Below are 25429 nucleotides of genomic sequence, written 5' to 3'. Positions count from 1 at the left end.
ATGAATATCGGTGAAGCGGCTGCGGCGTCGGGCGTGACGGCCAAGATGATCCGCCACTATGAAGCGATCGGACTGATCAGGTCGGCGGGCCGCACCGGCTCCGGCTACCGGACCTATGGGCCGAACGACGTGAACACGCTGACGTTCATTCGCCGCTCGCGGGATCTCGGCTTCTCCATTGCCCAGATCCGTGACCTTCTGGCTCTTTGGCAGGACCGCAGTCGCGTTTCAGCCGACGTCAAGCGGATTGCGCAAGAGCATATCGGCGAGCTTCAGGCCAAGATGCTGCAGCTTGAAGATATGGTGATGACGCTCAACCACCTCGCGGCCAACTGCCACGGCGACGACCGGCCGGACTGTCCTATTCTCGAGGGACTGGCGTCCGGCGGCAAGGAAGGCCGATGCTGCTAGCGTTTTCTTACTGTTTCATGGGTGGCGGACGTCATTGTGAGTCTTAGTTTGGCCGAATCCCAGACGATTGGTCCGTGCGGAGTTTTGCGCCCTTCCAGAAAGTCCGTCTGGGGAGGCATTTCTTCCAGAGATGCTGCGAGATTGTGACACCTGTAAGTTGCATAAAATGCATAAGCAATCAATGATTGACAAAGTCAGCCGTTACGCCGATAAATAGCGAATGGGGCGTTTTGCCCTGACGCTTTCTCTACCTGTTTGCAAGTTCACCAACGGAGTTGTTGCCGGAGGTAGGTCGGTCGCGGCCTTCTCATGGCTTCAGTGTGGGTTGTCTCGAGACGGAATGCTTGCCGGCGCCCCCGGCAAGCCAGGTCACGATGTGGGAGGAGGTTGGCATGCTGCTGAAGCGGGGAATGATCGGTGCGGCGGTCGGCGGTCTGGTCAACGACCTCATCGCGGTGGGATTTTCACCGGATAGTGGACCTGGCAACAATTTCAATGCGGGGGTGGAGCGGGCCGTCAAGGCGTTCCAATCCGCGAACATTGGGCCGAACCTGCTGCCCCTCGTGATCGACGGGCAGGTGGGGCCACTGACGCGGTATGCGCTCGACGTCGCGCTCGGGCATATTGCAGCCCCCGTTGTCCCGAATGTGCCGCTGTCGTCGAACGGAATGCCGGCATCATCGTCCCAGACGGGCTGGAATGCACTGCAGGTGGCGAGGAGGGAGCTGGCGAGCAATTCCGGCGAGACGTCGGGCGACAATCTGGGACCCGATATTGACCGATATCGAGCCGTCACGGGAGCCGCAGCCGGAGCGAGCTGGTGCGCCTCGTTTGTCTCGTATTGTTTTGACGATGGGAACCCCGGACACATGCCATTCGCTCCCGACGCCGGGGCACGGGCGGTGCTCAAGAAGTTCAAGCAGAAGGGGTGGGACTACGAGGGAAGCCTGGTAAGCCCGCCGGCCCCCGGAGACATCATTGTCTGGTGGCGTGTCGCGCTAAACCACTGGATGGGGCATATCGGGATTGTCGATTCATATGAGCATGGGATCGTCACGACGATCGAGGGGAACCGAGGAGCGTTTCCCTCCACAGTGCGCTCCTACTCCTATGTGCTGGGGAAGATCGACAAGCTGCTTGGCTTCGGAAGAGCGGCGCCCTGAGGCGTGCCAATCCAAAGCACTTCGTTTACAAGGCGTGACACCATTGTTTTCACACGTGTTTCCTTGGAGCCGCTCCAAGGCGCGGGAGAGACTGGGCGTGCCGGCTCATCGCCTCTGCCGCGAAACATGGTTCGGGCGGGCGAACATACGACGTCGTGACGTCCGCCCCGGCATGTCTCACGGTTCAGCCGGCCGGCGACAAATGCTCGTGAACGGCCATCCAGAGGCCTTTCTCGTCACGGGAGAACACGATGGTCTCGCGCTCACGGTTGGTGAGCATCTCGCCTCCAAGGGAAAGCTCGGTTTCAACGGCGTGCGTGAAAATCGCGGCGTCGCCGGCAAGTTGAACCCTGCGTTCGCTTGAGCGGCAGCCGAGCACGCGGAAGCCGTCTCGTTCCTCCCAGACGCGCCACTCGGCTTCGTACTCGGCGCGACTTGCGAGCGTGCGGTCGAGGTTGTGGAACACAAACGTCGCATCGGTCGCAAAAGCGGAGAAGTAGGCGTCACGGTCGTGACGGGCAAAGGCCGATACGAGAGTGTCGGCCGCCGCGAGCACGGCATTCAGTGTGTCGGTCATGATTGTACCGTAGGTTGGATGTTTCAAACGGCCTTGACGCTACTGATCAGCGCGGCAATCGGCCTGTGCTGAGCCGCGACGCGGGTCTTCAGGACCTCGAGCGGCATTGCCTCGACCTTGGCGAATTCGATGAACATCATGTTGAGATTGTTGAAGATAACTTCGCCGATCGCTTGAGCCTCGATCGAGGCGATGACTGCGCCGCGCTTTTGCAGCGTGGCGACGAGGCGAACGATCTGCGCGGAGAGTTCACTGTCGAGTTCCGTATAGCGCCTGCTCAGCGGCGTCTCCGGCTGCTGGATCGAAATCGCCATTGCCGTCCGCCACATCTCCTTGCTGAGATAGAACAGCGAATGGTCGTAGTACTGCTCGATCAGGGTACGCAGAGCTTCCTCGACGTTGAGGGGAGGATTGGCGATGACGCGTTCGCCGGCCTCGAGCACCTCGGTTACTTCCATCGAGACGGTGGCGACAAGGATGTCGCCCTTGTTCTGGTAGTAATTATAAAGCGTGCCGACCGAGACTTCGGCCATCTCGGCGATGTCCTCGATGCGGGCGTTGTCGTAGCCGGATTCACGGAACAGGGTCGTGGCGGCTTCCAGAATCCGGCGGTTCTTGTCCGCCTTCTGCTTTTCCCTCAATCCGGCCATTCGACGCTCCTTGAATTCCCTCAAGTTTGATATTGACTTAAAAAATGAATTCGTTCAATCTTTTTCTCAAGACGCCGAAACGAGCGTCGCAATTTGCACGCAAGCCTTGCATGCAGGGCTTCGAACCAGAGGGATAGTACAATGACGAAAACCATTTCACGTCTCGCCCGCCGCTCGCTTCTGGCCACCGCGGCCGTTGTCTCCGGCCTTGCGGCGACGACGCTTTCGGCCAGTGCCCAGGAGGAACTGAACGCGCTGGTGTGGTGCGACCATACCGATCCCGCGCTGATCGAGCCCTTCGAGAAGGCGAACAACGTCAAGGTTAACCTCAAGGAATACGAGGGGACGGGCGCCGGTCTTTCGATCGTCGAGCAGTCCCGCCCCGGCGACTGGGATGTCTTCGTAATCGACGGAGTTGACGTGCCGCGCGCCGTCGACATGGGCCTGATGGCAGAGATTCCGGCGGACAAACTGCCGACCGCGGACATCTTCCCGGAGGTCCGCATGGAGCAGAACAACACGAAGGACGGCAAGATCTACGCGGTCACGGAGAAGTTCGGCTACAACACGATTTCCTACGACAAGACCAAGGTCGATCCAGCCGACATGGAAGACTTCTCCGTCCTCTGGTCGGACAAGTACAAGGGCCGCATCGCACTTTATGACTACTATCTTCCGATGATCGGCCTGACGGGCCTTGGCATCGGCAAGAAGACGGCGGACCTGACCCCGGACGATCTGCCGGCGATCAAGGAAAAGCTCTTCGAGATGAAGACGATGTCGCGCCAGGTGAGCGACGTGGTCGCCTCGCAGACGGCACTCGTCACCGGAGAGGTAGACATCCTGGTCGGCGGCGGAGAGTGGGTGACGGCAGGCCTTTCGGCCGAAAAGCCGAACCTCGACTGGACCGTTCCCAAGCAGGGCGCGCTTCGCTGGGCGCAGTCGATCGGCGTCTTCAAGGATTCCACCAAGCAGGACCTGGCGCTGAAGTTTGTGCAGTATATCCTGAGCCCCGAAGGCCAGGCGAAACTTGCCACCTCGTCCTGCTACTGGGGCATGCCCGCAAACAGCAAGGCGGGTGAGCAGCTTACGGATCAGCAGAAGACGGCGCTGCGCTGGGACAAGCAGCCGGAGTATCTGAAGAACACCCAGCTCTACCCTGTTGCGGATGCCGATTTCGATGCCGCGATGCAGGACGTCTGGACCGAAGTGCTGCAACAGTAGGAACATTTCCTTTCTGCGGAAGCACGCAAGTTAGCCTGAGAGTGAACGTGGCGCCGCGCCACACGGGGTTCCGTTTCGGTCCGGCACAAGCTCTGCCCCTCCCCTCCAGCGGTCGGGCGCAGTTTGCGGGGTTGCTCCCTATTGCCGGACCTTCGGACACTGCTCTCACATGCGGGGCCATTGGAGACGCCTGTTCATGACCGCCATAGCCACACAATCGCTGGAAAGCGTCGATCGTCGCAAGGCATGGGCCTTCGTGGCACCCGCGCTGCTGTGGACGGGGGCGTTCTTTCTCGTTCCCTTCCTCTACATGATCGCGATCAGCTTCTGGACCCGCAAGGGACGGGAGATCGTCGCGACGTGGACCCTCGACAACTATCTCGCCTTCTTCGGCAAGCCGCACCTGCTGAAGGCTCTCTTCGTCTCGCTGGAGATTACGGCGACGGTCACGATCATCTCGATCCTGCTCGCCTACCCGCTTGCCTGGATCATCGCGGAGCGGGTGCCGAAGCGCTGGCAGCGCTTCGCACTCGTGATGGCGATCCTGCCGTTCTGGACGTCCTATGTCGTGCGCTCCTATTCCTGGCTTCTGGTGCTTTCCAAGGGGGGCGTCGTCAATCAGGCGCTTCTGTCCGTCGGGATCATCTCCGAGCCGCTTGAACTGGCGGCCAACCGGACAGGGACGGTCATCGGCTTCGTGCATTTCTTCGTCATGCTGCTGACGCTGACGATCTACGCCAACCTCATCCAGCTTTCGCCGAACTACCGGCGTGCGGCGGCGGATCTCGGCGCAAACGCGTTCCAGACGTTCCGGCACGTGATCCTGCCACTGACATTGCCCGGCATCATGGTCGGGGCGTTTCTCACCTTCGTCCTCTGCATCGGCGACTACATCACCCCGCAGATCCTCGGCGGCAACAACGAGCTGGTCTTGCCGCAGGTCATCATGCTGCAACTCGGCCGGCGCGCGGACTTCCCGATGGCGGCAGCCCTCTCGCTGGTGCTGATGGTCGTCGTCACCATCGCTTATCTCGCCTGCGCACGCTGGCTGAAGATGGAGAGGACCTGATCATGCGCTCCCTGCAAACCGTTCTGGCCTGCCTCTACGCAGGCGCGATCTATGTCTTCATCTTCCTGCCCGTTGCGGTGCTCGTTCTCTTCTCCTTCCAGGATGGAACACTGCCGGTCCCGCCATTGAACGGGCTGACGCTGCGCTGGTACGGTGAGATCTTCTCCGACAGCCGCCTGATGTCGGCCCTCGGCCATTCGCTTGTCGTCGCGATCCTCTCGTCCCTCGTTGCCTGTTTTCTGGGCTTTCTGGCGGCTTATGCCTTCGCACGCTACCGGCTTCCCGCATCGGGGCTTCAAAGGGCGCTGATCGTAGCCCCCATGACTGTCAGTACGTTGATCATCGGGCTTGGACTTCTCGCGCTTTTCAACCGACTGAACCTGCCGCTGTCGTTGCTGACGGTCGGCATCGGTCACGTGGTGATCAACCTGCCCCTGTGTTTCGCCATCATCTACGCCTCGATGGGGGGCCACCAGGTCAACATCGAGCGGGCGGCACGCGATCTCGGCGCCAGCGACGCAAAGGTGATGCTGCTTGTCACAGCACCGATGCTGATGCCTTCGATCCTTGCGGCCTTTTTCCTGTCCGTGACCTTCAGCTGGGACGAGTTCATCGTGGCCTTCCTGCTGTCGCGGTTCGATGTAACGCTGCCAGTGGAGATCTGGAGCATGCTGCGTTCCGGTCTCGATCCGAAGACAAATGCGATTGGCAGCGTCGTGTTCCTCATCTCGGTCGCGCTCCTTCTTGTGCTCGAGCTCGCCGTCTTCAGAAAATCCGGGAAAGCATCATGACCGCAGACGTCTCCATCAAGAACGCCACAAAGATCTTCGGCAAGTTCCGTGCGCTCGACAACGTTTCGCTGGAGATTGCCGCGGGCGAGTTCATCGTGCTGCTCGGCCCCTCCGGCTGCGGCAAGACCACGCTATTGTCCATCCTCGGAGGATTTCTCGACCCGACCTCCGGAACGATCTCGATAGGCGGGCGCGACATGACGCATGTTGCGCCCGCCAAGCGCCCGACCACGACCATGTTCCAGGACTATGCGCTGTTTCCGCACATGCGCCTTTGCGACAATGTCGGTTTCGGCCTGAGAATGCGCGGGCTGGCGAAGGGAGAGCGTGACGAGAAGGCCCTCTCCTACCTCGATCTGGTCGGCCTCAAGGCATCGGCGGCGAAGAAGCCGCACGAACTTTCCGGGGGCCAGCGTCAGCGAGTGGCCCTTGCCCGCGCGCTTGCCGTCGATCCGGACGTGCTGCTGCTCGACGAGCCGCTGGGTGCGCTCGACCTCAAGCTTCGCCGCCAGATGCAGGATGAACTGAAGGCCATCCAGAAGCGGGTCGGTACCACTTTCGTCCACGTGACCCACGACCAGGAAGAAGCAATGGCGATCGCTGATCGCATCGTCGTCATGAACCAGGGTCGGATCGAGGATGTCGGGGCGCCGTCGGCGATCTATATGCGTCCACGCTCGCGATTTTCGGCGGGCTTCATGGGAGAGGTGAATTTTCTTCCGGCGACTGTCTCCGGAGCGTCGGGCGAAGAAGCCATGGTGGAAACGGCACTCGGGCGCATCGTGCTGCCGGCTTCGGCCTTCGTTGCGGGCGCCCCTTCGTCAGGGGCTGCCGTGACGCTCTGCATCCGGCCGGAGCATTTTCGCGCGACCGCCGAGAACGCGACAACCATATCGCTCGGCAAGGCCCGGATCACGGGCAGCGCGTTCTTCGGCACCCACCATCGCTGCCACCTCGCGGCAGATTCCGGAGCCGCGACGCAATTGACCGCGCATCTGCCGCAAACGGCCAAGATCGAGCACGGGCAGATGATCGATCTTAGCGTGAACGCGAAGGACCTGATTGCACTTTCAGCGTGAAGGGGTCAGGGTGGGATAATGGTATCTCGATCGTCTGAACTGATTTTCTGCCCTCCCTGTCTGCGTCGTCCGCCGATGCGGCGAGAAGCGATCGTCTGCGCCGGCGGGCAACCGAACGCCGGACCGCGAACCGTGCCCGGCTCCTGACCCATGCAGCGCATTCGACCGGAGAACTGGTACAGCGTCCGCCGCCTGCAAGACGATGTGACCTATATTTGCGAGCCCTACATCCAGGAGTTCTACCGCTGCAACATCTGGCACGTGCGCGGGCGCGATCGCGACATGCTGGTCGACAGCGGCATGGGTGTCGTCTCCCTGCGCGAGTGGGTTCCGCTGGTGAGCGAACGCGATCTGATCGCTGTGGCAAGCCACACGCACTTCGACCACATCGGGTGCCATCACGAGTTCGAGTGCCGCGCGGTTCATTCCGCGGAAGCCGATATTCTTGCCCATCCGACGCGCTCGAACACGCTTGCCGATCCCTATGTCACCGACGAGATCTTCGATGCGCTGCCGCCCGAACCCTACTGCTCCAAATGCTATGGGGTAAGGAAGGCCCCGGCGACACGGATTCTCTCCGACGGCGATCTGATCGATCTCGGTGACCGGTCATTCGAAGTGATCCACACGCCGGGACACTCCCCTGGTGGTATTGCGCTCTACGAGAAGGTGACCCAAATTCTCTTCTCGGGCGACATACTCTACGACGGACACCTCATCGAAGACACCTACCATTCCAACGCCGCCGATTACACTGCCTCGATGGAACGCCTGCTCACCTTGCCCGTCCGTGTGGTGCATGGGGGCCACTTCCCGAGCTTCGACGGTGACCGTTACCGCCAACTCATTCTGAAATGGCTGGACGACAAACATAAGAACATATGACAGGAGAACAGTGCATGCTCGACAAGCGCAAATTCTATATCAACGGTGAATGGGTAGCGCCGCTGAAGGCAAACGATCTCGAGGTGATCAATCCCGCGACGGAAAAGCCGATCGCAGTCATCTCCATGGGCACGGCGGCCGACATCGATCGGGCCGTTGCCGCGGCAAAGAAGGCGTTTGCAACCTACAGCCAGACGAGCACGGAAGAGCGCATCGCCCTGCTCGAGAAGCTCCTCGCGATCTACAAGCGCCGCTACGACGAGATGGCGCGCACGATCACGCTCGAACTCGGCGCACCGATCACCATGAGCACCGAACAGCAGGCTGATGTCGGCGTCGGCCATTTGCAGGGCTTCATAGATGGATTGAAGCGCCTGAAGAGCCGTGAAGTGCTCTCGAACGGCGATGTCGTGCGTCGCGAGCCGATCGGCGTCTGCGGCCTTATCACGCCGTGGAACTGGCCGATCAACCAGATCGCGCTCAAGGTCGTGCCGGCCCTCGCAACGGGCTGCACCTGCGTGCTGAAGCCGTCAGAGTTTACCCCGCTCAACGCGCTGCTCTATGCCGAGATGGTGGAGGAGGCAGGTTTCCCCGCCGGCGTCTTCAACCTGGTCAATGGCGACGGAGTGGAATGCGGCGCGGCGCTTTCGAAGCACAAGGACGTCGACATGATGTCGTTCACGGGCTCCACCCGTGCCGGCATTGCCGTCAGCAAGGATGCAGCCGACACGGTCAAGCGCGTCACGCTGGAACTCGGCGGGAAATCGCCGAACATCGTCTTCGAGGATGCCGACCTGGACGACCGCGTTGCCGGTAGCGTCATCGAGTGCTTCAACAATTCCGGCCAGTCCTGCGATGCGCCGACCCGCATGCTCGTGCAGCGTTCGGTCTACGACAAGGTCGTCGCGATTGCCGAGAAGACCGGCAAAGAGGCAAAGGTCGGCAATCCGGAAGTGGAGGGCAGCCACATCGGCCCGCTCGTCTCGCATATCCAGTTCGGCCGGGTCCAGGCGCTGATCGAGGCCGGTGTGGCCGAAGGCGCGCGCGTGCTCGTCGGAGGTCCCGGAAAGCCGGAGGGATTCGAGACCGGCTATTTCGTCAGGCCGACCATCTTTGCGGATGTAAACAACGAGATGCGCATTGCGCGTGAGGAAGTGTTCGGGCCGGTGCTGTCGATCATTCCCTTCGACACCGAGGAGGAGGCGATCGCGATCGCCAACGACACGAATTACGGCCTTGCCGCGTATCTCCAGACCGGCAATCCGGATCGTGCGGAGCGCGTTGCCTCCAGGCTTCGTGCGGGAATGGTGCACATCAACGGCGGTCCGCACCGCTACGGCAGCCCCTTCGGCGGCTACAAGCAATCCGGAAACGGACGCGAGGGTGGAGTTTTCGGTCTCGAGGATTTCCTTGAAGTGAAGACCGTGCATCGCCCCGACGCCGCCTGATCTCAACGGGAGGAGCCGGACGCCGGCTTCTCCCACATTTCCCGTCTCAGCGTCGAAACTATGCCGCCATCCCCTGTTTCGGATGACGCCGATCTGCTAAGTCGCGGTGTACTGCCTTCGCTCCCTGCGACGTGGACAAACCGCGAGACAAACCTTCCGTGACACAATCCCCCGCAATTGCCCAGTCTCAGCCGGAGAACCGGCTTGCGCTTGCCGCCATCCTGCTGGGTGGCGTTGCGATCAGCGGGTCCCCCATCTTCGTCCGACTGTCGGAGGTCGGACCGATCGCGACCGCTTTCTGGCGAGTCTCTCTGGCACTGTTGCCGCTGCTGTTGTTTGCGGGATTCAGGCGCGGGAAATCGGGGAACCCCATCCAACCGCAGAGCCTGGCCGACTGTGCCATATTGGCAGTGCCGGGCATCATGCTCGCACTCAACCTCGCGACATGGCATCTGTCGCTGCATATCACTTCGGTTGCCAACTCCACTTTGCTCGCCAATCTGGCCCCTGTCTTCGTGACGATCTTCGGGCGCATGCTTTTCAACTTCCCGATCACGCGCACGTTCCTTGCGGGACTGGCCATTGCCGCGGTCGGCATCGTCGTGCTGAAGGGCGGTCCTGCGGCAATCGGTGGCGGCAACCTGTTCGGAGATGCGGTGGCCATCTTTGCTGCGATGCTCTACGCCGGCTACATTCTGTCGGTCGGGCGCTTGCGCAACCGCTACAATACGCTGCAGATCATGATCTGGGGATCGATCGCGGCCGCCCTTTGCCTGCTGCCGATGGCGCTTATCTTCGAGCCAGTCCTGTTGCCGTCCAGCGCCTATGGTTGGAGTGTGGTCTTCGGGCTTGCCTTCGCGAGCCATGCGAGCGGACAGGTGCTGATTACCTATGCGCTCGCCTACCTCCCCGCTGCCTTCTCGTCGCTCACCCTGCTGCTCCAGCCGGTCATAGCCTCCCTGCTTGCCTGGGTCGTGCTCAACGAACCGATCGGCATCATGCAAGGCATCGGCGGGATCATCGTCCTTGCCGGCATTTTGACCGCGCGTCGGGGTTGAGCGCCCGGCGCGGCGCGCCGCGGGACGGCGCCCGTTACAGCAAAAAAGATCGAGGTCCCCGGGGCAGCGAACTCGCTATTGCCTCTGGGCCGCCGAGGTGAGCAGGCCGGCGGTTTCCGCAATGAGCATCGTATCGGCAAACTCAAGGAAATCGACGATCTTGTCCCCTTCGAAGGTGAACTTGTCCATCATGTCCGTATTGATCCAAGTGTCCGAAGGGATGAAGCGCACCCTTCCCGCACGATGCACGTATACCGTGTTTTCGTCTACATGCAGGCTGACGATGCGGGCGTCCGCGAGATCCCAGTCGTTCAGCAATTCCTGAAGGGTCGCTCGCACAGCCTCCACCCCTCGCACAGGCTTGGTTATCGGCCCCATGCCCTCGTTTCCTACGATGCGGAAAGTGCCATCGGGACCCCAATTCGCCACGATGGTTTCGACATCGTTCTCGTCACGGGCCCTGTAGACGGTGCGCACGACGCTCTCGAGCTTGGTTCTGTCGGTCATGACTTCCTCCCTCATGATCTCCGTCAGTGTGCGCCCAACTGGTCGGTCCCGCAACTGAAAGCGGAAAGGTCGGCAACCTGCCCGTCACCTTACGCGGCCCAATTCGTGGGTTTTAAATTATCCGTTTATTTAGTGTTCACCACTACAACTCATGAAGGATGCGATGCAGCACCTTGTTGCGCAGGAAGCGCTTGAACCATTTACGGTTGCAAAGGTGCGCTCCCACTGACATCAGGATCCGCCGAACGACAACCATTGTCCGAGAGGCGAGATGAAAAACCTGAAAATATCGATGCAGCTCATCCTGCTGGTCAGTGCGCTGATGGTGGCGTTCGCGCTCGCCACCTTCTATCAGATCCGCTCCGCATCGACGGCGATCTACAATGAACGCTCCGAGATGCTGAGAACCGAGGTCGAATCGGCAATTTCCGTTCTTGAGGGCTTCAATGGAAAGGTCCAGGCCGGCGAGATGCCATTGGAGCAGGCCAAGACGCAGGCCTACGACATCCTCACGAAGATGAAGTTCCAGCCGGACGGCTACTTCTTCGGCTATGACTATGACGTGACCCTGGTGTTCCATCCGGACCCGGAGCGGGTCGGCAAGAATTCCAAGGGCAAACCCGACAGCCATGGCTTCAACTATCGCGATGAGCTGGTGAACGTCGGTCGTGCCGGTGGCGGGATCGTGGACTTCTACGGTCCAAAGCCAGGCGAACAGGGCGAGGATTTCCGCAAGCGTTCCTATGCCAAGGTCTTCGAACCCTGGGGCGTGGTCGTTGCGACCGGTCTATACATCGACGATCTCGAGGCACAGATCCGCGGCGACGTCATCGGCGCGATTTCAGTCGGCTTGCTTGTCCTGGTACTGGGACTTGTTGCCGCCGCCTATGTGATCCGTGGCATCTCGCAGCCGCTCAATGCCATCCACAATGCGCTCGAAGCCGTGGCCGATGAGGACGTCAACGTCGTCATTCCCCATACCGACTTGGGCAACGAGGTCGGCATGATGGCGAAGGCGACGCACTCGCTTCAGGACAAGATCCGCGACCGTCACGCAATGGCCAAGCGCCAGGCGGAACAGGAAGCGGCGCTCAATTCCGAACGCCAGCAGAACATGGAGGTTCAGCGTTCCGATGCCGCGCAGCAGGCGCATGCCGTTGCCACGATCGGCACTTCCCTGCAGCAACTGGCACATGGCGACCTGACAGTGCGCTGCGCCGATCTCGGCCCGAAATATGCAGAGCTGCGGCAGAACTTTAACGATGCCCTGTCGCGCCTCGAACAGGCCATGGGACGCGTCAGCGCGAAGGGCAATGATATCGGCGTCAGCAAGGAAGAAATCCGCCGGGCATCGAACGAACTTGCCCAGCGTACCGAGCGTCAGGCCGCAAATCTCGAGGAAACGTCAGCCGCCCTCGACGAGCTGACGGTTGCTGTCCGCCAGACGGCTGATGGTGCCCGCGAAGCCGCTGGTCGCGTGAAGTCCGTGAGCGGCGAGGCGCGCGAGAGCGACGCCATCGTAGAGCGGGCGATCGCTGCGATGAGCAGTATCGAGTCCTCCTCGGCCGAGATCACGAAGATCATCGGGGTGATCGACGACATCGCCTTCCAGACCAACCTGCTGGCGCTGAACGCAGGCGTGGAAGCGGCTCGCGCCGGTGAAAGCGGCAAGGGCTTTGCTGTCGTCGCGCAGGAAGTTCGCGAATTGGCGCAGCGCTCGGCTGCCGCAGCCAAGGAGATCAAGACGCAGATCGACCGCTCGTCGGCCCAGGTGAGCGAAGGAGTTCAGCTGGTCGCCCAGACCGGCGAGGCCCTGAAGCGAATTTCCGGCCAGATCGAAAGCGCCAACGACGTGGTGTCGAAAATCGCCTTCAGCGCGCAGGAACAGGATACGACCCTGCGGAGCATCTCGGGCGCGATGAACCAGCTGGACACGGCCACTCAGCAGAATGCCGCGATGGCAGAGGAAACGACGGCTTCGGCCGAGGTCCTCGCCAACGACACCGGCGATCTGCTGGATCTGATCCGTGGCTTCAAGGTCTCCACGACGAGCGGCCTTCACGGCATTGCTCACCAGATGCGCAAGGCGAGCTGAGCCAAAGCCTTGCTCTCTTCGAACGAAAAGGCCTGCCGGGATCACTTCCGGCAGGCCTTTTGTTTTGTTGGGAATTGGTCCGTCACCCGCGTCCTGCATGGTGGCGCTTCGCTCTCCCTAGTGATTGTGCCTTGGCGGGGTCTCCGCGATGCCTCGGAACTCCGGCGCGCCTTCGATTACGGCGCCGTCTGAAAGCTGGGTAACGGTCTGGCGGTAGATCCGTTGCCAAGGCGTCGCGTCCGGTGGCACGGCAGGAATGCCTTCCGTTTTCCGTCTTTCGATCTCGACGTCCTCCACCAGCATGTCGCACCTCCCTGCATTCAGGTCGATGCGGATCGTGTCGCCGGTCCTGATCCAGGCGAGCCCGCCACCCGCCGCACTTTCCGGCGAGGCGTTTAGGATTGACGGGCTGTCGGCGGTGCCGGATTGCCGGCCGTCACCGATCGTCGGTAGGCTCTGGATGCCTCGCTTCAGCAAGTGGTCCGGCGGCTGCATGTTGACGACCTCAGCCGATCCCGGCCAGCCAAGCGGGCCAGCGCCACGAATGACGAGGATGCTGCTCTCATTGATGTCGAGTGCCGGATCGTTGATGCGCCGATGATAGTCCTCGGAGCCGTCGAAGACTGCGGCCCTCCCCTCGAACACGCCCTCACGGCCGGGTTGGGTAAGATAGCGTTCGCGGAACTCCGTCGAGATCACCGAGGTCTTCATGATCGCGAAGTCGAAGAGGTTGCCCTTGAGTACGAGGAAGCCGGCTCGTTCCCTCAGCGGATCGGAGAAGGGACGGATGACCTCGCGGTCGGTCGCCATGCGGCCTTCGAGGTTCTCGGCTACCGTCCTGCCGGTGACGGTTGGACAGCTACCGTTGAGCTTACCCGCGTCGAGCAGTTCCCGCATGATCGCTGGAACGCCGCCCGCGCGATGGAAGCGTTCGCCCAGAAAGCGGCCCGCAGGCTGAACATCGGCAAGCAGCGGTATGTCGTAGCCGTGTATCTGCCAGTCCTCGGGTCGAAGTTCGACGCCGGCATGCTTTGCCATGGCGGCCAGATGAGGTTGTGCATTGGTGGAACCGCCGATCGCCGAGTTGACCCGTATCGCGTTGAGGAAGGCTTCGCGCGTGAGAATGTCCGAAGGCTTGATGTTTCCTAGGACAAGTTCCACCGAGCGTCGGCCGGTGCGGTAGGCCATCTGGCCGCGCTCCCGGTACGCGGCCGGGATTGCCGCACAACCTGTCAGCGACATGCCGAGCGCCTCGGCGATGGCATTCATCGTTGAGGCGGTGCCCATCGTGTTGCAGTGGCCGATCGAGGGTGCGGATTCCATGACCGCATCGACGAATTCCGTCGCATCGATTTCACCGGCCGCAAATTTCTTGCGTGAACGCCACAGAACTGTTCCGGAACCCACTAGGTCGCCTTCATACCAGCCGTCGAGCATTGGACCGCCGGAGAGCACGATTGCCGGAATATCGACTGTCGAAGCCGCCATCAGGGCGGATGGCGTGGTCTTGTCGCAGCCGGTCGTCAGCACCACCCCGTCCAGCGGATAGCCGTAGAGCACCTCTACGAGCCCGAGATAGGCAAGATTGCGGTCGAGAGCGGCGGTCGGACGCTTGCAGTTCTCGAAGATCGGATGGGTCGGAAACTCGATCGGGATCCCGCCCGCGTCACGGATCCCGTCACGCACCCGCTTGGCAAGGTCGATATGGTGCCGGTTGCAGGGGGTGAGGTCGCTGCCGCTCTGGGCGATCCCGATCACCGGTTTGCCCGAACGCAGTTCTTCCGGGGTAATCCCGTAGTTCATGAACCGTTCGAGGTAGAGCGCTGTCATGTCGATATGGTCCGGATTGTCGAACCAGTCCTGCGAGCGCAGCCGGCGGATGCCGTTCTTTCGATCATCTGTCATGCTGTCGTCCTGCCCATTGCGACCAAGCCTCGGGCTGCGGCCGCCTCCTCGTTTGCGGCAACCATTTCATCACCTTTGGGGTGGTTCAATTGCGTCGACGCGTCTCTTTTGATTTTTTTGCCTTGCCGGCCGATCGCTTTGCCTGATGAGACATCAATTTTGTTGACTGGAACGCCGTGGCGGAATGTGTCAGAGCCGGATGACGCAGATCCTGCGGCTCTCTTGCATGACGTCAACCCAACCGGCCCGCCACGTGCGCCCCGAAATGGACGCCTATGACCACTATTTCCCTGACCACGGCCCCTACGAGCAATGCTGTCCGCAGCGGCGTCCTGCTGATGCTGCTCGGAATGGTGATGTTCTCGCTGAATGACGTGCTCGGCAAATGGCTGGTCGCAAGCTACTCGGTCAGCCAGCTCATGCTGATCCGCAGTCTCGCTGCGCTGGTCGTGCTTTCGCCCTATCTCTGGAAGACGGGCGTGAAACGGCTCTATCAGGTGGACCGGCCCGGGCTCCACTTCGTGCGCTGCATGCTCTTCGCTTTCGAGGCGCTGGCGTTCTACTTTATCGTCTTCTACATGCCGCTGGCGGACGCGATGACCTATTGGCTCGCCGCGCCGATCTATGTGGCCGCGCTCTCCCCGCTCCTGCTTGGAGAAAAGGTCGGATGGCGCCGCTGGTGCGCAATCGTCCTCGGCTTCGTCGGCGTTGTCATCGCATTGGAGCCCTCGTCGCAAAGCTTCACTCTGCCTGCGCTGGTCGCGATTGCCGGAAGTTTCGCCTTTGCACTGGCCATGGTTCTCGGACGGACGCTGCGTGCCGCGCCGGACAGCACACTCGTATTCTGGCAGATTGCCGGTGCCGCCGTGGTCTCGGTCGTGGGTGTCGTCGTCGAGCCGAACGGCTGGCGTCCGATGAGCGGGATCGATTTCGGTCTGCTCTGCCTTCTCGGCGTGGTGGCGATGAGCGCTCATATGCTGGTCAACCGCTCGCTGAAGCTCGTGGACGCCGCAACGGTCGTGCCTCTGCAGTACACGCTTCTCCTCTGGGCAATTGTCTTCGGCTGGCTGTTCTTCGGGGATGTCCCGCGGCCTGCCATGCTGGTCGGCTCCGCCGTCATCGTCGCATCGGGCCTCTTCATCTTCTTCCGCGAACAGCAGCTGAAGCGACGGGGACGGCAATAGCAACCCTCACGGCATTTGGGCGCCGGTTGCCGTCACGTAGATCGAGTAAAGCGAATTCGTCGCCGCGATGAAAAGTCGGTTCCTCCGGGGGCCGCCGAAGGTAAGATTTGCAACCGTCTGCGGTACGAGGATCTTGCCGATAAGAGTTCCGTCCGGAGCAAAGCAATGGACGCCATCGCCCGCGCTGGACCAGAGATTGCCCTCGAGGTCCAACCGGAAGCCATCGGGGATGCCGCTGTTGATGAGCGCGAAGACGCGCGGGTTTTCCAAGATCCTGCCATTCTTCACGTCGAAGGCGCGGATATGGCGCGGCGCGCCGTCGTCGTGGCTTGCCCCGGAATCGGCGACATAGAGGACGGTTTCGTCCGGTGAAAAGGCGAGCCCGTTGGGCTGAAGGAAATCAGTGACGACCGCCGTGAGATTGCCTGTGGTGGGATCGAGACGGTAGACGTTTCGGGTGGGCTGTTCCGGTTCGGCCCTGTATCCCTCATAGTCCGAGAGAATTCCGTAGGTCGGATCGGTAAACCACACGGTCCCGTCTGAGCGAACGATGACGTCATTCGGCGAATTAAGCCGGCGGCCTTCGAAGCTGTCCGCAAGAACAGTGATGGAACCGTCGATCTCGGTTCGGGTCACGCGCCGCAGGCCGTGCTCGCAGGAGACGAGGCGCCCCTGCCTGTCACGTGTATGCCCGTTGGAAAAATTGGAATGGGCGCGGAAGACGGAGACGCCGCCGTCCGGCGTCCAGCGCAGGATGCGCTGGTTGGGGATGTCGCTCCACAATAGCTGGTTGGCATCGTCGAACCAGACCGGGCCCTCGGCCCAGCGGCAGCCCGAATAGAGTTCCTCGAGGCGGGCGCTCGAGACGATCAGCGACTTGAAGCGAGGATCGTGGATCTCATAGAGGGGATCGTGGGACATGAGAGTGTTCCTGTGCTATCGCGCGCCGGGCTGCCGTCCGCCGGCAAGCATGATGACGCATATGATGATGAGACCGGTCATGATCAGCCGGATGCCAGCGCCAAGACCGTAGGTATTGAGCATCGACACGACGAGAAACATGAAGAGCGACGCTCCCCAGATGCCGGGAACGTTGGAATCTCCGCCCGCCACTGCGGTGCCGCCGATCACGACCACGGCGATCGACATCAGCAGATATTCCGCCCCCATGTTGAGCGCGGCGCCGCCGGAGAAGCATGCGACGAGATAGCCGCACAGTGCCGCCAGCACGGCGCAAAGGACGTAGGTCGCGAAGCGAACGCCATCGACCGGAATGCCTGCCATGCGGGCGGCCGGAGTGCTCTGCCCGATCGCGGAAATCCAGCGTCCATAGATCGTCCTGTGCAGGATGAACCACGCTGCGAGAGAAATCAGCAGCGCCACGAGCGCCACGTTCGGGATGCCAAGCGTTGAAGAGGTGGTGAAGTCGGCCAACACCTGGGGCGGCTTGATGCGCAGCCCGCGGTTGGTCCAGATCGCCGCCGATTGCACGATGAAGCTCATCGAGAGCGTGGCGATGATGGGAGGAATCTTCAGGAGCTTGATCAGCGCGTAGTTGCCGATGCCGACCGCGACGCCGATCAGGATCGCCACGAAGAGGCCGGGCACGACCATGCCGTTGTCGACGTCCATGAGCTTTAGCGCGACCGTTCCGGCGAGCGTCATCGTCGATGGTACCGAAAGGTCGATGTTGCCCGGCCCGAGCGTGATCACGAACATTTGGCCTATGCCGACGATGACGGAAAAGGCGGCAAAGGTGAGCGCGGCCTGACTGAGACCGAGCGTGCTGGCACCCCGGTAACCATGATCGTGGCGAACCACACGAGGGCGGCGGCAAGGTACGACCAGATCCAGGGCTTGCGGAGAGGACCGGCGAGTGCGCTCATCGGCGTTTCTCCCTATTCTCCAGGCGGTTGAGCAGAAGACGGAGTCCGAGAACGATGATCAGGATCGCACCCTGGGCGCCGATCTGCCAGTCGGGCGATATGCGCAGGAACGAGAGGAACGACCCGGCAAGCGTAAGTGTCAGCGCACCGATTACTGCTCCGACGGGGGAAACCCGTCCGCCGATGAATTCGCCGCCGCCGAGAATGACGCCTGCAATCGAAAGCAGGGTATAGCGCAATGCAATGTTCGCATCGGCCGAAGTCGTCAGTCCGACCAGCGCGATGCCGGCGAGGACCGCGAAGGTTCCGGCGAGTGCATAGGCCGTCGCACGCGCCGCTACGACCGACCATCCGGCACGCTCCACGGAGCGTTCATTACCGCCTACGCCGCGGATCAGCACGCCGACCGACGAGCGCATAACGACGAAGTGGGCGAGTGCGGCGATGATCACGCTCGCGATGATCGCCATCGGAACCAGGGGCGGCTTTGCAACCATCAAGGCGCGCGCCCACTCCGGCGCCTGCCCGCCGGGAGCCGGCAGGATTAGTACCGCCAGACCGGACCAGACGAAGCTCATGCCGAGCGTCACGACTATCGAGGGCAGATTGCGGATATAGATCACGACGCCGAGAGCCGCATATGCGGCAATGGACGCAGCGAGGATCAGAACACCGAGGGCAGGATTGGCCTGGAGAAAGGTTGCGGCAACGCAGGCGACGAAGCTGACAAAGGTGCCCATCGACAGGTCGAGGTCGTTGACCGACATGATCAGCATCTGCGCGATCGTCGCAAGGGCGATCGGGACTGCGAGGTTGAACAGCAGGTTGAGCCCCACATAGCTCATCGCGCGAGGTTGAAGCCAGAACACGGCGGCGAGCAGCAGCACGAGCGAAAGCGCCGGGATGACGAGCCGCATCGTCTCCGAAGATAGCCGGAATTTCATGCAGCCTCTCCATGGAAGGAGGCCGCGAGAATGTTTGCCTCGTTGATCTCGTCCCCGGTTAGTTCAGCGGCGATGGCGCCGTCACGGAAGACATAGACTCGGTCGCAGAGGCAGATTTCTTCCATTTCCGTAGAGTACCAGACGAAGGTGCGGCCCTGCTCTGCCTCCTCCCGGAGAATGGCGTAGACCTCCTGCTTCGTGCCGATGTCGACGCCACGCATGGGGTCGTCCATCAGGACGACGGGTGCATGGGTGGAAAGGGCACGGGCGAAGAGCACTTTCTGCTGGTTGCCGCCGGAGAGTGACAGGATGCGGTTGTCCATGTTCTGCGTGCGGATCTCGATCCGGCTCTTCCAATTCGCGGAGGTTTCCCGTTCGGATTTTTCTGCGACGACACCGCGCCGGGAATGGTCGCCGAGCGAGGCGATCGTCAGGTTCTTTAGGATGCTCCAGAGTTCGAACACGCCGTTCAGGCGTCGGTCTCCCGCAACGAAGGTCACCGTCGGGTCACGGGTAGGCAGCCAGTTGCTGCTCTTCATCGCGTGAAGCTTCAGCAACATCTCCGTCTGACCGTGACCGCCGAGACCCGCGAGCCCGATGATCTCGCCCTTGCGCGCGGCAAAGGAAAGGGCGCCGGGTTCGGCGGCGGGCAGCTCCAGCACAGCAGGCACGGTGCGAAAATCACGTTCGGTGCGGCCCCCTCTTTCCTCCTTCACCACACTGCCCATGGCCTCCACGAGACTGCGCGTGGTGAAATCGGCGGCCGCCTTGTCGCTGACGATGCGGCCGTCCTTCATCACGACGATGCGATCGGCAGTCGAGAGAATCTCGCCGAGAATGTGCGAGATGAAAACAACGGAACCGCCTCGGGCGATGAAACCGCGCACATGGGCGAGAAGCTGGTTGGCGAGGCTTGCGTCGAGTGAGGAGGTCGGCTCGTCAAGGATGACCAGGCGAGGTGCGACGCCCGCATCGGAGAACGCCATGGCGATCTCGACCATCTGACGCTCCGATATGGAGAGGTCGCCGATCGTCAGCCCGCAATCGATGCCGTGGCCGGGGAAGATCGCGTCGAGGCTTGCCTGGATGATCTTCGCCGCCCGGCCCCGCCAGCCGAAACCGCCGAGGTTGCGGTGGGTGATGCGCGCATTCTCGATGATGGTGAGGTTCGGACAGAGCGACAGTTCCTGGAAGACGCAGCGCACGCCGCGCGCGCGTGCCATCTTGATGCCGAAGTGGGGTAGAGGTTCGCCATCGCTTGAAACGCTGCCGTCGTGCGGCGTCAATCCGCCGTTGATGACGCTGACGATGGTCGATTTTCCGGCGCCGTTGTGCCCGACGAGCCCGACGCATTCGCCGGGCATGATGCGCAACGTTACACCGTCGAGCGCCTTGACCGCGCCGAAGCTCACCTTCACGCCTTCGACTTCGATCACCGCCTTGCGGGAGCCACCAGTCATTTCTGCCGTCTTTGCCTGGAGAAGACGCCGCGCGGAAACCGGCCGGAGCCGATAACCGCGCGGGTCAGGGAGATTACTTGGCTGCTTCGATGACCTTGAGGGCGTCGGCCTGGGAATATTCCACGTTGGCTACGCCGCCTGCCTGGGTATTGGCAAGATTGGCTTCAAGGTTGTCCTGATCGATGCGGAGGAACGGCACGACCAGATCCTTCTTGACCTCCTTGCCGTCGAGGATCTGCTGGGCGACCCAGAATGCGAGCGTGGAAACACCCGGTGCGATGGAGACGGACATGGTCTCGTAGGCGTTCTTGTCCTTCTGTTCCTTCCACCACTTCAGCTCGTCCTCGCGGTTGCCCATGACGATCACCGGCATATCGCGCTTTGCCGCCGCGATGGCCTGTGCTGCGCCATAGCCGTCTCCGCCCTGCGTCACCACACCGACGATTTCCGGCAGGCTCGGCAGGATGCCTGCGACTGCCTTCTGGGCGACGTCCTGGGCCCAGTCGCCGTGCACCGATCCGGCGATCTTGAACTGCGGGAACTGCTCGACCCCGGCATGGATCCCGGCAGAGATTTCGTCATCGACGAAGACGCCAGCAAGCCCTCGGATCTCGAGCAGATTACCGCCCTGGGGAAGTTTCTTGGACAGATACTCGACCTGGCTGCGACCCATTTCCTTGAAGTCGACCGCAATGCGCCATGCGCAGGGTTCGGTCACGATGCCGTCGAAGGAGACGACCACGATACCTGCGTCGCAGGCTTCCTTGACCGCACCGTTGATTGCGGTCGGGGAGGCTGCATTGACAACGATCGCGTCGTAGCCCTGCAGGATCATGTTCTGGATCTGGGCTGCCTGTTCGGTCGCCTGGTTCTCGGCGGTCGTGAAAGGATCGGCTGCGGCGACGACGCCGGACTTGACCGCCTCTCCGGTTACCTTCTCCCAGCTCGTGAGCATGGCCTGGCGCCAGGAGTTTCCGGCATAGTTGTTGGAAAGGGCAATTTTCTTGCCCGCAGTATCGGCCTGGGCGGAAATCGGCATTGCGGCGCACACGATCGCGGCCGATGCCAGAAGCATCTTGCTGATATTCATGTCTCTCTCCCTCAAGATCCGCTCCAGGCGGATCGCTTCATCTGCGCCGGAGGCGGGATGAAAATTGTTCTTGCACTGAGCATCCTCCTCTCAGTAAGGGCAGCATGGAACAGTTGGTTGTGCCTGTACAGGAGCTTTGCGGCAAGCCGTTTGCCAATTCTACCGGCGATGGTGCGGGTTTATGCAAGACGCCGGGAGCGGGAGGGCGCTTACTGACTGTCGCGCGCGGACTCATTGAGGAGGAGTCCATGCGTCACACGCGGGGAGGAACTGCGGACATGCTTCAGATCGCTTCGCCGGCGCTGCTCGACCACTATCTCGGCATTTCGAGACTGCTTGCCGGCCAGCCGGATTTCCGCTCGGCGATCCGGGCAGTTGCGGCGGAGGTCGCCCACATCGTACCGCACGACCATCTCGACGTCTGCGTCGTGATGGTGGATGGGAAATATCACACTGCCTACGAGACCGGCATGGAGACGGCATGGGGTGGTCTTTCGGCCGCGCCGGTCAGCAACAGTCCGATCCGGACGCTTCTGTGGGGCGACGTCGACTTTCTATTGACCGACGACGCGACCACCGACGAACGCTTTCACTTCGAAGGCGCATTCAAGCGGCCGATTGTCGAACAGTCGCTGAAAAGCCGGCTGCACGTCCCCATGAAGGTTCAGGGTGACATCATTGCGGCTCTCAGTTGTTCGTCGCAGACGCCGGGTCTCTACACAATGGAGGACGTCGCGAAGGCGCGGGCGATCGCCGATCTGCTTTCCCCCTATTTCTTCGCCCTGAGAGCCGCCGAGCAGGCGCAGCGCTCCGCGATCGTGGAAGCAGAGGCACGGGCTCGCGAGGAAGGGCTCCGGCAGGGGGCGTTGAAGCTCACCGAGGCGCTCGAACAGGAGCGCCAGCGCATCGGCATGGATCTGCACGACCAGACGCTTGCCGACCTGACCCGCATGGCGCGTCGCGTCGAGCGTCTCTCCAAGACGGGCGACATCACGGCCGAAGCCCTGGAATCGCTATCCCGCGGCCTGCAGCACTGTATGCAGGACCTGCGCCAGATCATCGAGGAAGCCAAACCCTCCATCCTTCAGCTCTTCGGTCTCGCCCAGGCACTGGAAAATCATCTCGACCGGTCGATCCGTGAGAGTGGCCTGCCGATCCAGTGGACCTTGACCGACGATAGCGAGGGCGCGCTCGAGACGCTCGAACAGACCGTCAGCATTGCACTGTTCCGGATTGCCCAGGAGGCGATCAACAATGCCGTGCGGCATGCGCAGGCCACGTCGATCATCGTTCACTTGCGGGTCGAGGATAGCCGGATCGCCATCGACATCTGCGATGACGGCGAAGGTTTGAAGGGGCCGGAGGGCCGGATCGGCGGGGGGATCGACAACATGCGCACCCGGGCACGCTTGATCTCTGCGCGGTTTGCAGTCGGTCCGGGGCAATGCAACGTAGGCACGAGGGTGAGCGTATCGCTGACCCTGCCGCGCAGGTCAGGCCCGACCGAGGGAGAACGAGGCGCTATGGAGGCACGTCAATGAAGGTCTTGATCGTCGAGGACGATCCGCTCCATCGTTCGTACCTGCACGAGGCGGTGTGTGCGGCGCTTCCCGAATGCGACACCGTGATCGAGGCCGACAACGGCACGACGGGGGAGAGGCTCGCGCGCGACCACAAATCCGCGCACATCGTAATGGACCTGCAGATGAACGTACGCAACGGCATCGAGGCCGCGCGCACCATCTGGAAGGAACGGCCGGAGACCCGGATCCTCTTCTGGTCGAACTATTCCGACGAGGCCTATGTGCGGGGCGTCTCGCGCATCGTACCTGATGGTGCGGCCTATGGGTATGTGCTGAAGTCGGCATCGGACGAGCGGTTGAAGCTGGCCTTGCGCAGCATCTTCGTCGAGAGCCAGTGCGTTATTGACCGCGAAGTGCGCGGCTTGCAGCAAAAGAGCCTCGGGCAGGCCAACGGCTTTACCGACAGCGAATACGAGATCCTCGTGGACATCGCGCTCGGGCTCACGGACCGAGCCATCGCGAAGCGCCGGAGCCTCTCGCTGCGCAGCGTGCAGAACCGGCTCCAGCAACTCTACGACAAGCTGGACGTCTACCAGAGCGCAGGCGAGGAGGACGACGGCCGCTTCAATTTGCGTGCCCGTGCCGTAACCGTGGCGTTCCTTCGCAAGCTGTTGAACTACAGCGCGTTGGAGCGGGCCGAAGCCGAGTTGCAGGAATGGCGAAAGGGTGTCGGTTCTGACTGGTAGACTGGACCGATGGCGGCGAGCCATGGTCCGGTCCGGATAATCGTCCGTCACCAAAAAGGCTGGCCGGCGGGGCCGGCCAGAGGTAGCGCAAGCGCGTCTTGGGGGCCGTCGCTCGCGCACGTCTCCGGCTGCGCCGAAGCGCAGCCGGGGCGGATTTCGCGCTAGATCGAGCCCGCCGACATCTCGGAGGCGATGTGGTCAGCCTGCCGGATGGCCAGCGTCACGATCGTCAGGGTCGGGTTTTCGGCCCCTCCCGTCGTGAACTGACTTCCGTCCGATATGAACAGATTCTTGATATCGTGGGTCTGACCCCACTTGTTGACGACGCCATCCTGCGGCTTTTCACTCATCCGGTTGGTTCCGAGATTGTGGGTCGACGGATAGGGCGGGGTCGGGAAAGTGCGCGTCGCGCCGACCGCGGCATAGAGCGCCTGGCCCTGGGCGTAGGCGTGGTTGCGCATCGCCACGTCATTCGGATGGTCCGTGAACCACACGTCAGGAATGGGCATCCCGTACTGGTCCTTCAGTTCGCCGTGAAGCTTCACGGCGTTCTGCTCCTGGGGCATGTCCTCGCCGACGATCCACATCCCCGCCGTGTTGGCGTAGCCGTCCATGGCGGAGGTGAACGAGCGTCCCCAGCCGCCGGGGTCGAGGAACGCGGCCATGAAAGGAATGCCGAGCGCCAGCGTTTCCATTTCGTACCCGCCCACGAAGCCGCGTGACGGATCGTGCTTGGCCTCATCCCTAATAATGCCGGCCATCGTGGTTCCGCGATAGAAGTGCACGGGCTTTTCGAAGACGGCATAGACCGAGCCGGTGGTGTGGCGCATGTAGTTCTTCCCGACCTGGCCGGAGGAATTGGCAAGTCCGTCGGGGAACATGGAGGAGGCGGAGTTCAGGAGAAGCCGCGGGCTCTCGATCGAGTTTCCGGCGACGCAGACGATGCGGGCCTTCTGCTCCTGCAGCTTGCCATCCTTGTCGGCATAGACGACGCCCGTTACCTTGCCGTCCTTGTTGTGTTCTATCTTCACCACGTGCGAATTGGGGCGCACCTCGAGCCGGCCCGTCGCTTCGCCCTTCGGGATTTCGGTGTAGAGCGTCGACCATTTTGCGCCCCACTTGCAGCCCTGGAAGCAGAAGCCGGTCTGCTGGCATGACATGCGATCGTCGCGGTCGGCCGAGTTGATGGCCATGTGGCCGGTGTTACATTCCTTGTAACCGAGCTTGTCCGCACCCGCCTTGAAAATCTTGAAGTTGTTGTTACCCGGCAATCCCTCGATGCCGTTGGTGCGGGTCACGCCCATCTTGTCCTCGGCCTTGGCATAGTAGGGTTCGAGGTCCGCGAGCGTGATGGGCCAGTCGAGGAGGTTGGCGCCCTCGACCTTGCCGTAGTGCGTCAGGGTGTTGAATTCGTGCTCCTGGAACCGCAGCGAGGCGCCGGCCCAGTGGGTCGTCGTTCCGCCGACCGCCTTGACGATCCACGCAGGCAGGTTGGGGAAGTCCTTGTGTACCCGCCATCCGCCGCCGGTGGTGCGATGGTCGAGCCATGCGAGCTGGGCGAAACTGTCCCACTCGTCGTTGATGAAATCCTCGTGCTCGATGCGCTTGCCGGCCTCCAGGATGACGACGTCGATGCCTTTCTGCGCGAGCTCATTGCCGAGCGTGCCGCCGCCCGCTCCGGAGCCGATGATGACGACCACTTTGTCGTCGTTGAGATTGTAAGGGGCTGCCATG

General features: G+C 61.9%; 22 protein-coding genes and 1 pseudogene. 13 read left to right on the top strand and 10 right to left on the bottom strand.

Features of this window, described 5'->3' with window-relative positions; translation table 11 throughout:
* Entirely contained in the window at positions 1–411 is a 411-nt protein-coding gene (cueR, locus tag F3Y30_RS22585; protein ID WP_203427405.1) for a Cu(I)-responsive transcriptional regulator, read from the top strand.
* 392 nt (positions 412–803) lie between these two features.
* On the top strand, positions 804–1574 hold the full coding sequence (locus tag F3Y30_RS22580) for a CHAP domain-containing protein (RefSeq protein ID WP_203427404.1): 771 nt from the start codon (positions 804–806) through the stop codon (positions 1572–1574).
* A 184-nt stretch (positions 1575–1758) separates the two neighbouring features.
* Here the strand turns inward: F3Y30_RS22580 and F3Y30_RS22575 are convergent, their stop codons facing one another.
* Together F3Y30_RS22575 and F3Y30_RS22570 are read right to left on the bottom strand one after the other, a co-directional pair.
* A complete protein-coding gene (locus F3Y30_RS22575; protein WP_203427403.1) occupies positions 1759–2151 on the bottom strand; it encodes a nuclear transport factor 2 family protein in 393 nt (130 codons plus the stop codon).
* Between the two features lie 23 nt (positions 2152–2174).
* A complete protein-coding gene (locus F3Y30_RS22570; RefSeq protein WP_203427402.1) occupies positions 2175–2801 on the bottom strand; it encodes a TetR/AcrR family transcriptional regulator in 627 nt (208 codons plus the stop codon).
* Positions 2802–2942: 141 nt separating this feature from the next.
* On the opposite strand from F3Y30_RS22570, the gene F3Y30_RS22565 reads away from it, so the two are divergent.
* The 7 genes from F3Y30_RS22565 (at position 2943) to F3Y30_RS22535 (ending at position 10355) form a co-directional block, all read left to right on the top strand.
* On the top strand, positions 2943–4025 hold the full coding sequence (locus F3Y30_RS22565; protein WP_203427401.1) for a spermidine/putrescine ABC transporter substrate-binding protein: 1083 nt from the start codon (positions 2943–2945) through the stop codon (positions 4023–4025).
* 196 nt (positions 4026–4221) lie between these two features.
* Positions 4222–5094, top strand: coding sequence for an ABC transporter permease (locus F3Y30_RS22560; protein ID WP_203427400.1), 873 nt, complete (start codon positions 4222–4224; stop codon positions 5092–5094).
* Between the two features lie 2 nt (positions 5095–5096).
* Entirely contained in the window at positions 5097–5885 is a 789-nt protein-coding gene (locus tag F3Y30_RS22555; RefSeq protein WP_203427399.1) for an ABC transporter permease, read from the top strand.
* Positions 5882–6964 carry an ABC transporter ATP-binding protein gene (locus tag F3Y30_RS26790; RefSeq protein ID WP_203427398.1) on the top strand — a complete coding sequence of 361 codons (1083 nt, stop codon included), beginning with the start codon at positions 5882–5884 and terminating at the stop codon, positions 6962–6964. Before F3Y30_RS22555 ends, F3Y30_RS26790 begins: the two co-directional genes overlap by 4 nt.
* A 150-nt stretch (positions 6965–7114) precedes the next feature.
* Positions 7115–7849, top strand: a complete 735-nt coding sequence (locus tag F3Y30_RS22545; protein ID WP_203427397.1) for an MBL fold metallo-hydrolase — start codon at positions 7115–7117, stop codon at positions 7847–7849.
* 14 nt (positions 7850–7863) lie between these two features.
* Positions 7864–9297: an aldehyde dehydrogenase family protein gene (locus F3Y30_RS22540; protein WP_203427396.1), complete on the top strand. Its 1434-nt coding sequence runs from the start codon at positions 7864–7866 to the stop codon at positions 9295–9297.
* A 158-nt stretch (positions 9298–9455) separates the two neighbouring features.
* Positions 9456–10355 (top strand): DMT family transporter, encoded by a 900-nt coding sequence (locus F3Y30_RS22535; RefSeq protein ID WP_203427395.1) that lies wholly within the window; start codon positions 9456–9458, stop codon positions 10353–10355.
* Between the two features lie 75 nt (positions 10356–10430).
* Here F3Y30_RS22535 and F3Y30_RS22530 read toward each other — a convergent pair whose 3' ends face one another.
* A complete protein-coding gene (locus tag F3Y30_RS22530; RefSeq protein ID WP_203427394.1) occupies positions 10431–10862 on the bottom strand; it encodes a nuclear transport factor 2 family protein in 432 nt (143 codons plus the stop codon).
* Between the two features lie 271 nt (positions 10863–11133).
* Between F3Y30_RS22530 and F3Y30_RS22525 the strand changes: the two genes are divergently transcribed.
* Positions 11134–12957: a methyl-accepting chemotaxis protein gene (locus F3Y30_RS22525; RefSeq protein ID WP_203427393.1), complete on the top strand. Its 1824-nt coding sequence runs from the start codon at positions 11134–11136 to the stop codon at positions 12955–12957.
* Between the two features lie 117 nt (positions 12958–13074).
* Here F3Y30_RS22525 and F3Y30_RS22520 read toward each other — a convergent pair whose 3' ends face one another.
* A complete protein-coding gene (locus F3Y30_RS22520; RefSeq protein WP_203427392.1) occupies positions 13075–14862 on the bottom strand; it encodes an IlvD/Edd family dehydratase in 1788 nt (595 codons plus the stop codon).
* A gap of 275 nt (positions 14863–15137) precedes the next feature.
* Between F3Y30_RS22520 and F3Y30_RS22515 the strand changes: the two genes are divergently transcribed.
* Positions 15138–16046 carry a DMT family transporter gene (locus F3Y30_RS22515; protein WP_203427391.1) on the top strand — a complete coding sequence of 303 codons (909 nt, stop codon included), beginning with the start codon at positions 15138–15140 and terminating at the stop codon, positions 16044–16046.
* A gap of 6 nt (positions 16047–16052) precedes the next feature.
* Here the strand turns inward: F3Y30_RS22515 and F3Y30_RS22510 are convergent, their stop codons facing one another.
* The 5 genes and pseudogenes from F3Y30_RS22510 to F3Y30_RS22490 form a co-directional block, all read right to left on the bottom strand.
* Complete coding sequence (locus F3Y30_RS22510) at positions 16053–16967, bottom strand: SMP-30/gluconolactonase/LRE family protein (RefSeq protein ID WP_203427390.1); 915 nt, start codon at positions 16965–16967, stop codon at positions 16053–16055.
* Positions 16968–16982: 15 nt separating this feature from the next.
* Positions 16983–17932 (bottom strand): annotated as a pseudogene (locus F3Y30_RS22505) (ABC transporter permease).
* The gene (locus F3Y30_RS22500; RefSeq protein ID WP_203427389.1) at positions 17929–18876 is read right to left on the bottom strand and encodes an ABC transporter permease; all 948 of its coding nucleotides are present in this window, start codon (positions 18874–18876) and stop codon (positions 17929–17931) included. Before F3Y30_RS22500 ends, F3Y30_RS22505 begins: the two are co-directional and overlap by 4 nt.
* Positions 18873–20336, bottom strand: coding sequence for a sugar ABC transporter ATP-binding protein (locus tag F3Y30_RS22495; RefSeq protein ID WP_203427388.1), 1464 nt, complete (start codon positions 20334–20336; stop codon positions 18873–18875). The genes F3Y30_RS22500 and F3Y30_RS22495 overlap by 4 nt, the downstream gene beginning before the upstream one ends.
* A gap of 73 nt (positions 20337–20409) precedes the next feature.
* Positions 20410–21426, bottom strand: coding sequence for an ABC transporter substrate-binding protein (locus tag F3Y30_RS22490; protein WP_203427387.1), 1017 nt, complete (start codon positions 21424–21426; stop codon positions 20410–20412).
* A gap of 278 nt (positions 21427–21704) precedes the next feature.
* Between F3Y30_RS22490 and F3Y30_RS22485 the strand changes: the two genes are divergently transcribed.
* Positions 21705–22967 (top strand): sensor histidine kinase, encoded by a 1263-nt coding sequence (locus tag F3Y30_RS22485; protein ID WP_203427386.1) that lies wholly within the window; start codon positions 21705–21707, stop codon positions 22965–22967.
* Complete coding sequence (locus tag F3Y30_RS22480) at positions 22964–23695, top strand: response regulator transcription factor (protein ID WP_203427385.1); 732 nt, start codon at positions 22964–22966, stop codon at positions 23693–23695. The genes F3Y30_RS22485 and F3Y30_RS22480 overlap by 4 nt, the downstream gene beginning before the upstream one ends.
* 161 nt (positions 23696–23856) lie before the next feature.
* On the opposite strand, the gene F3Y30_RS22475 is transcribed toward F3Y30_RS22480, so the two are convergent.
* The gene (locus tag F3Y30_RS22475) at positions 23857–25428 is read right to left on the bottom strand and encodes a GMC family oxidoreductase (RefSeq protein ID WP_203427384.1); all 1572 of its coding nucleotides are present in this window, start codon (positions 25426–25428) and stop codon (positions 23857–23859) included.
* Between the last annotated feature and the right edge of the window lies 1 nt (position 25429).

Source organism: Sinorhizobium sp. BG8 (assembly GCF_016864555.1).
In the GTDB taxonomy this organism is placed as follows: Bacteria; Pseudomonadota; Alphaproteobacteria; order Rhizobiales; family Rhizobiaceae; genus BG8.
This window is presented reverse-complemented; position numbering and strand designations above follow the sequence as displayed.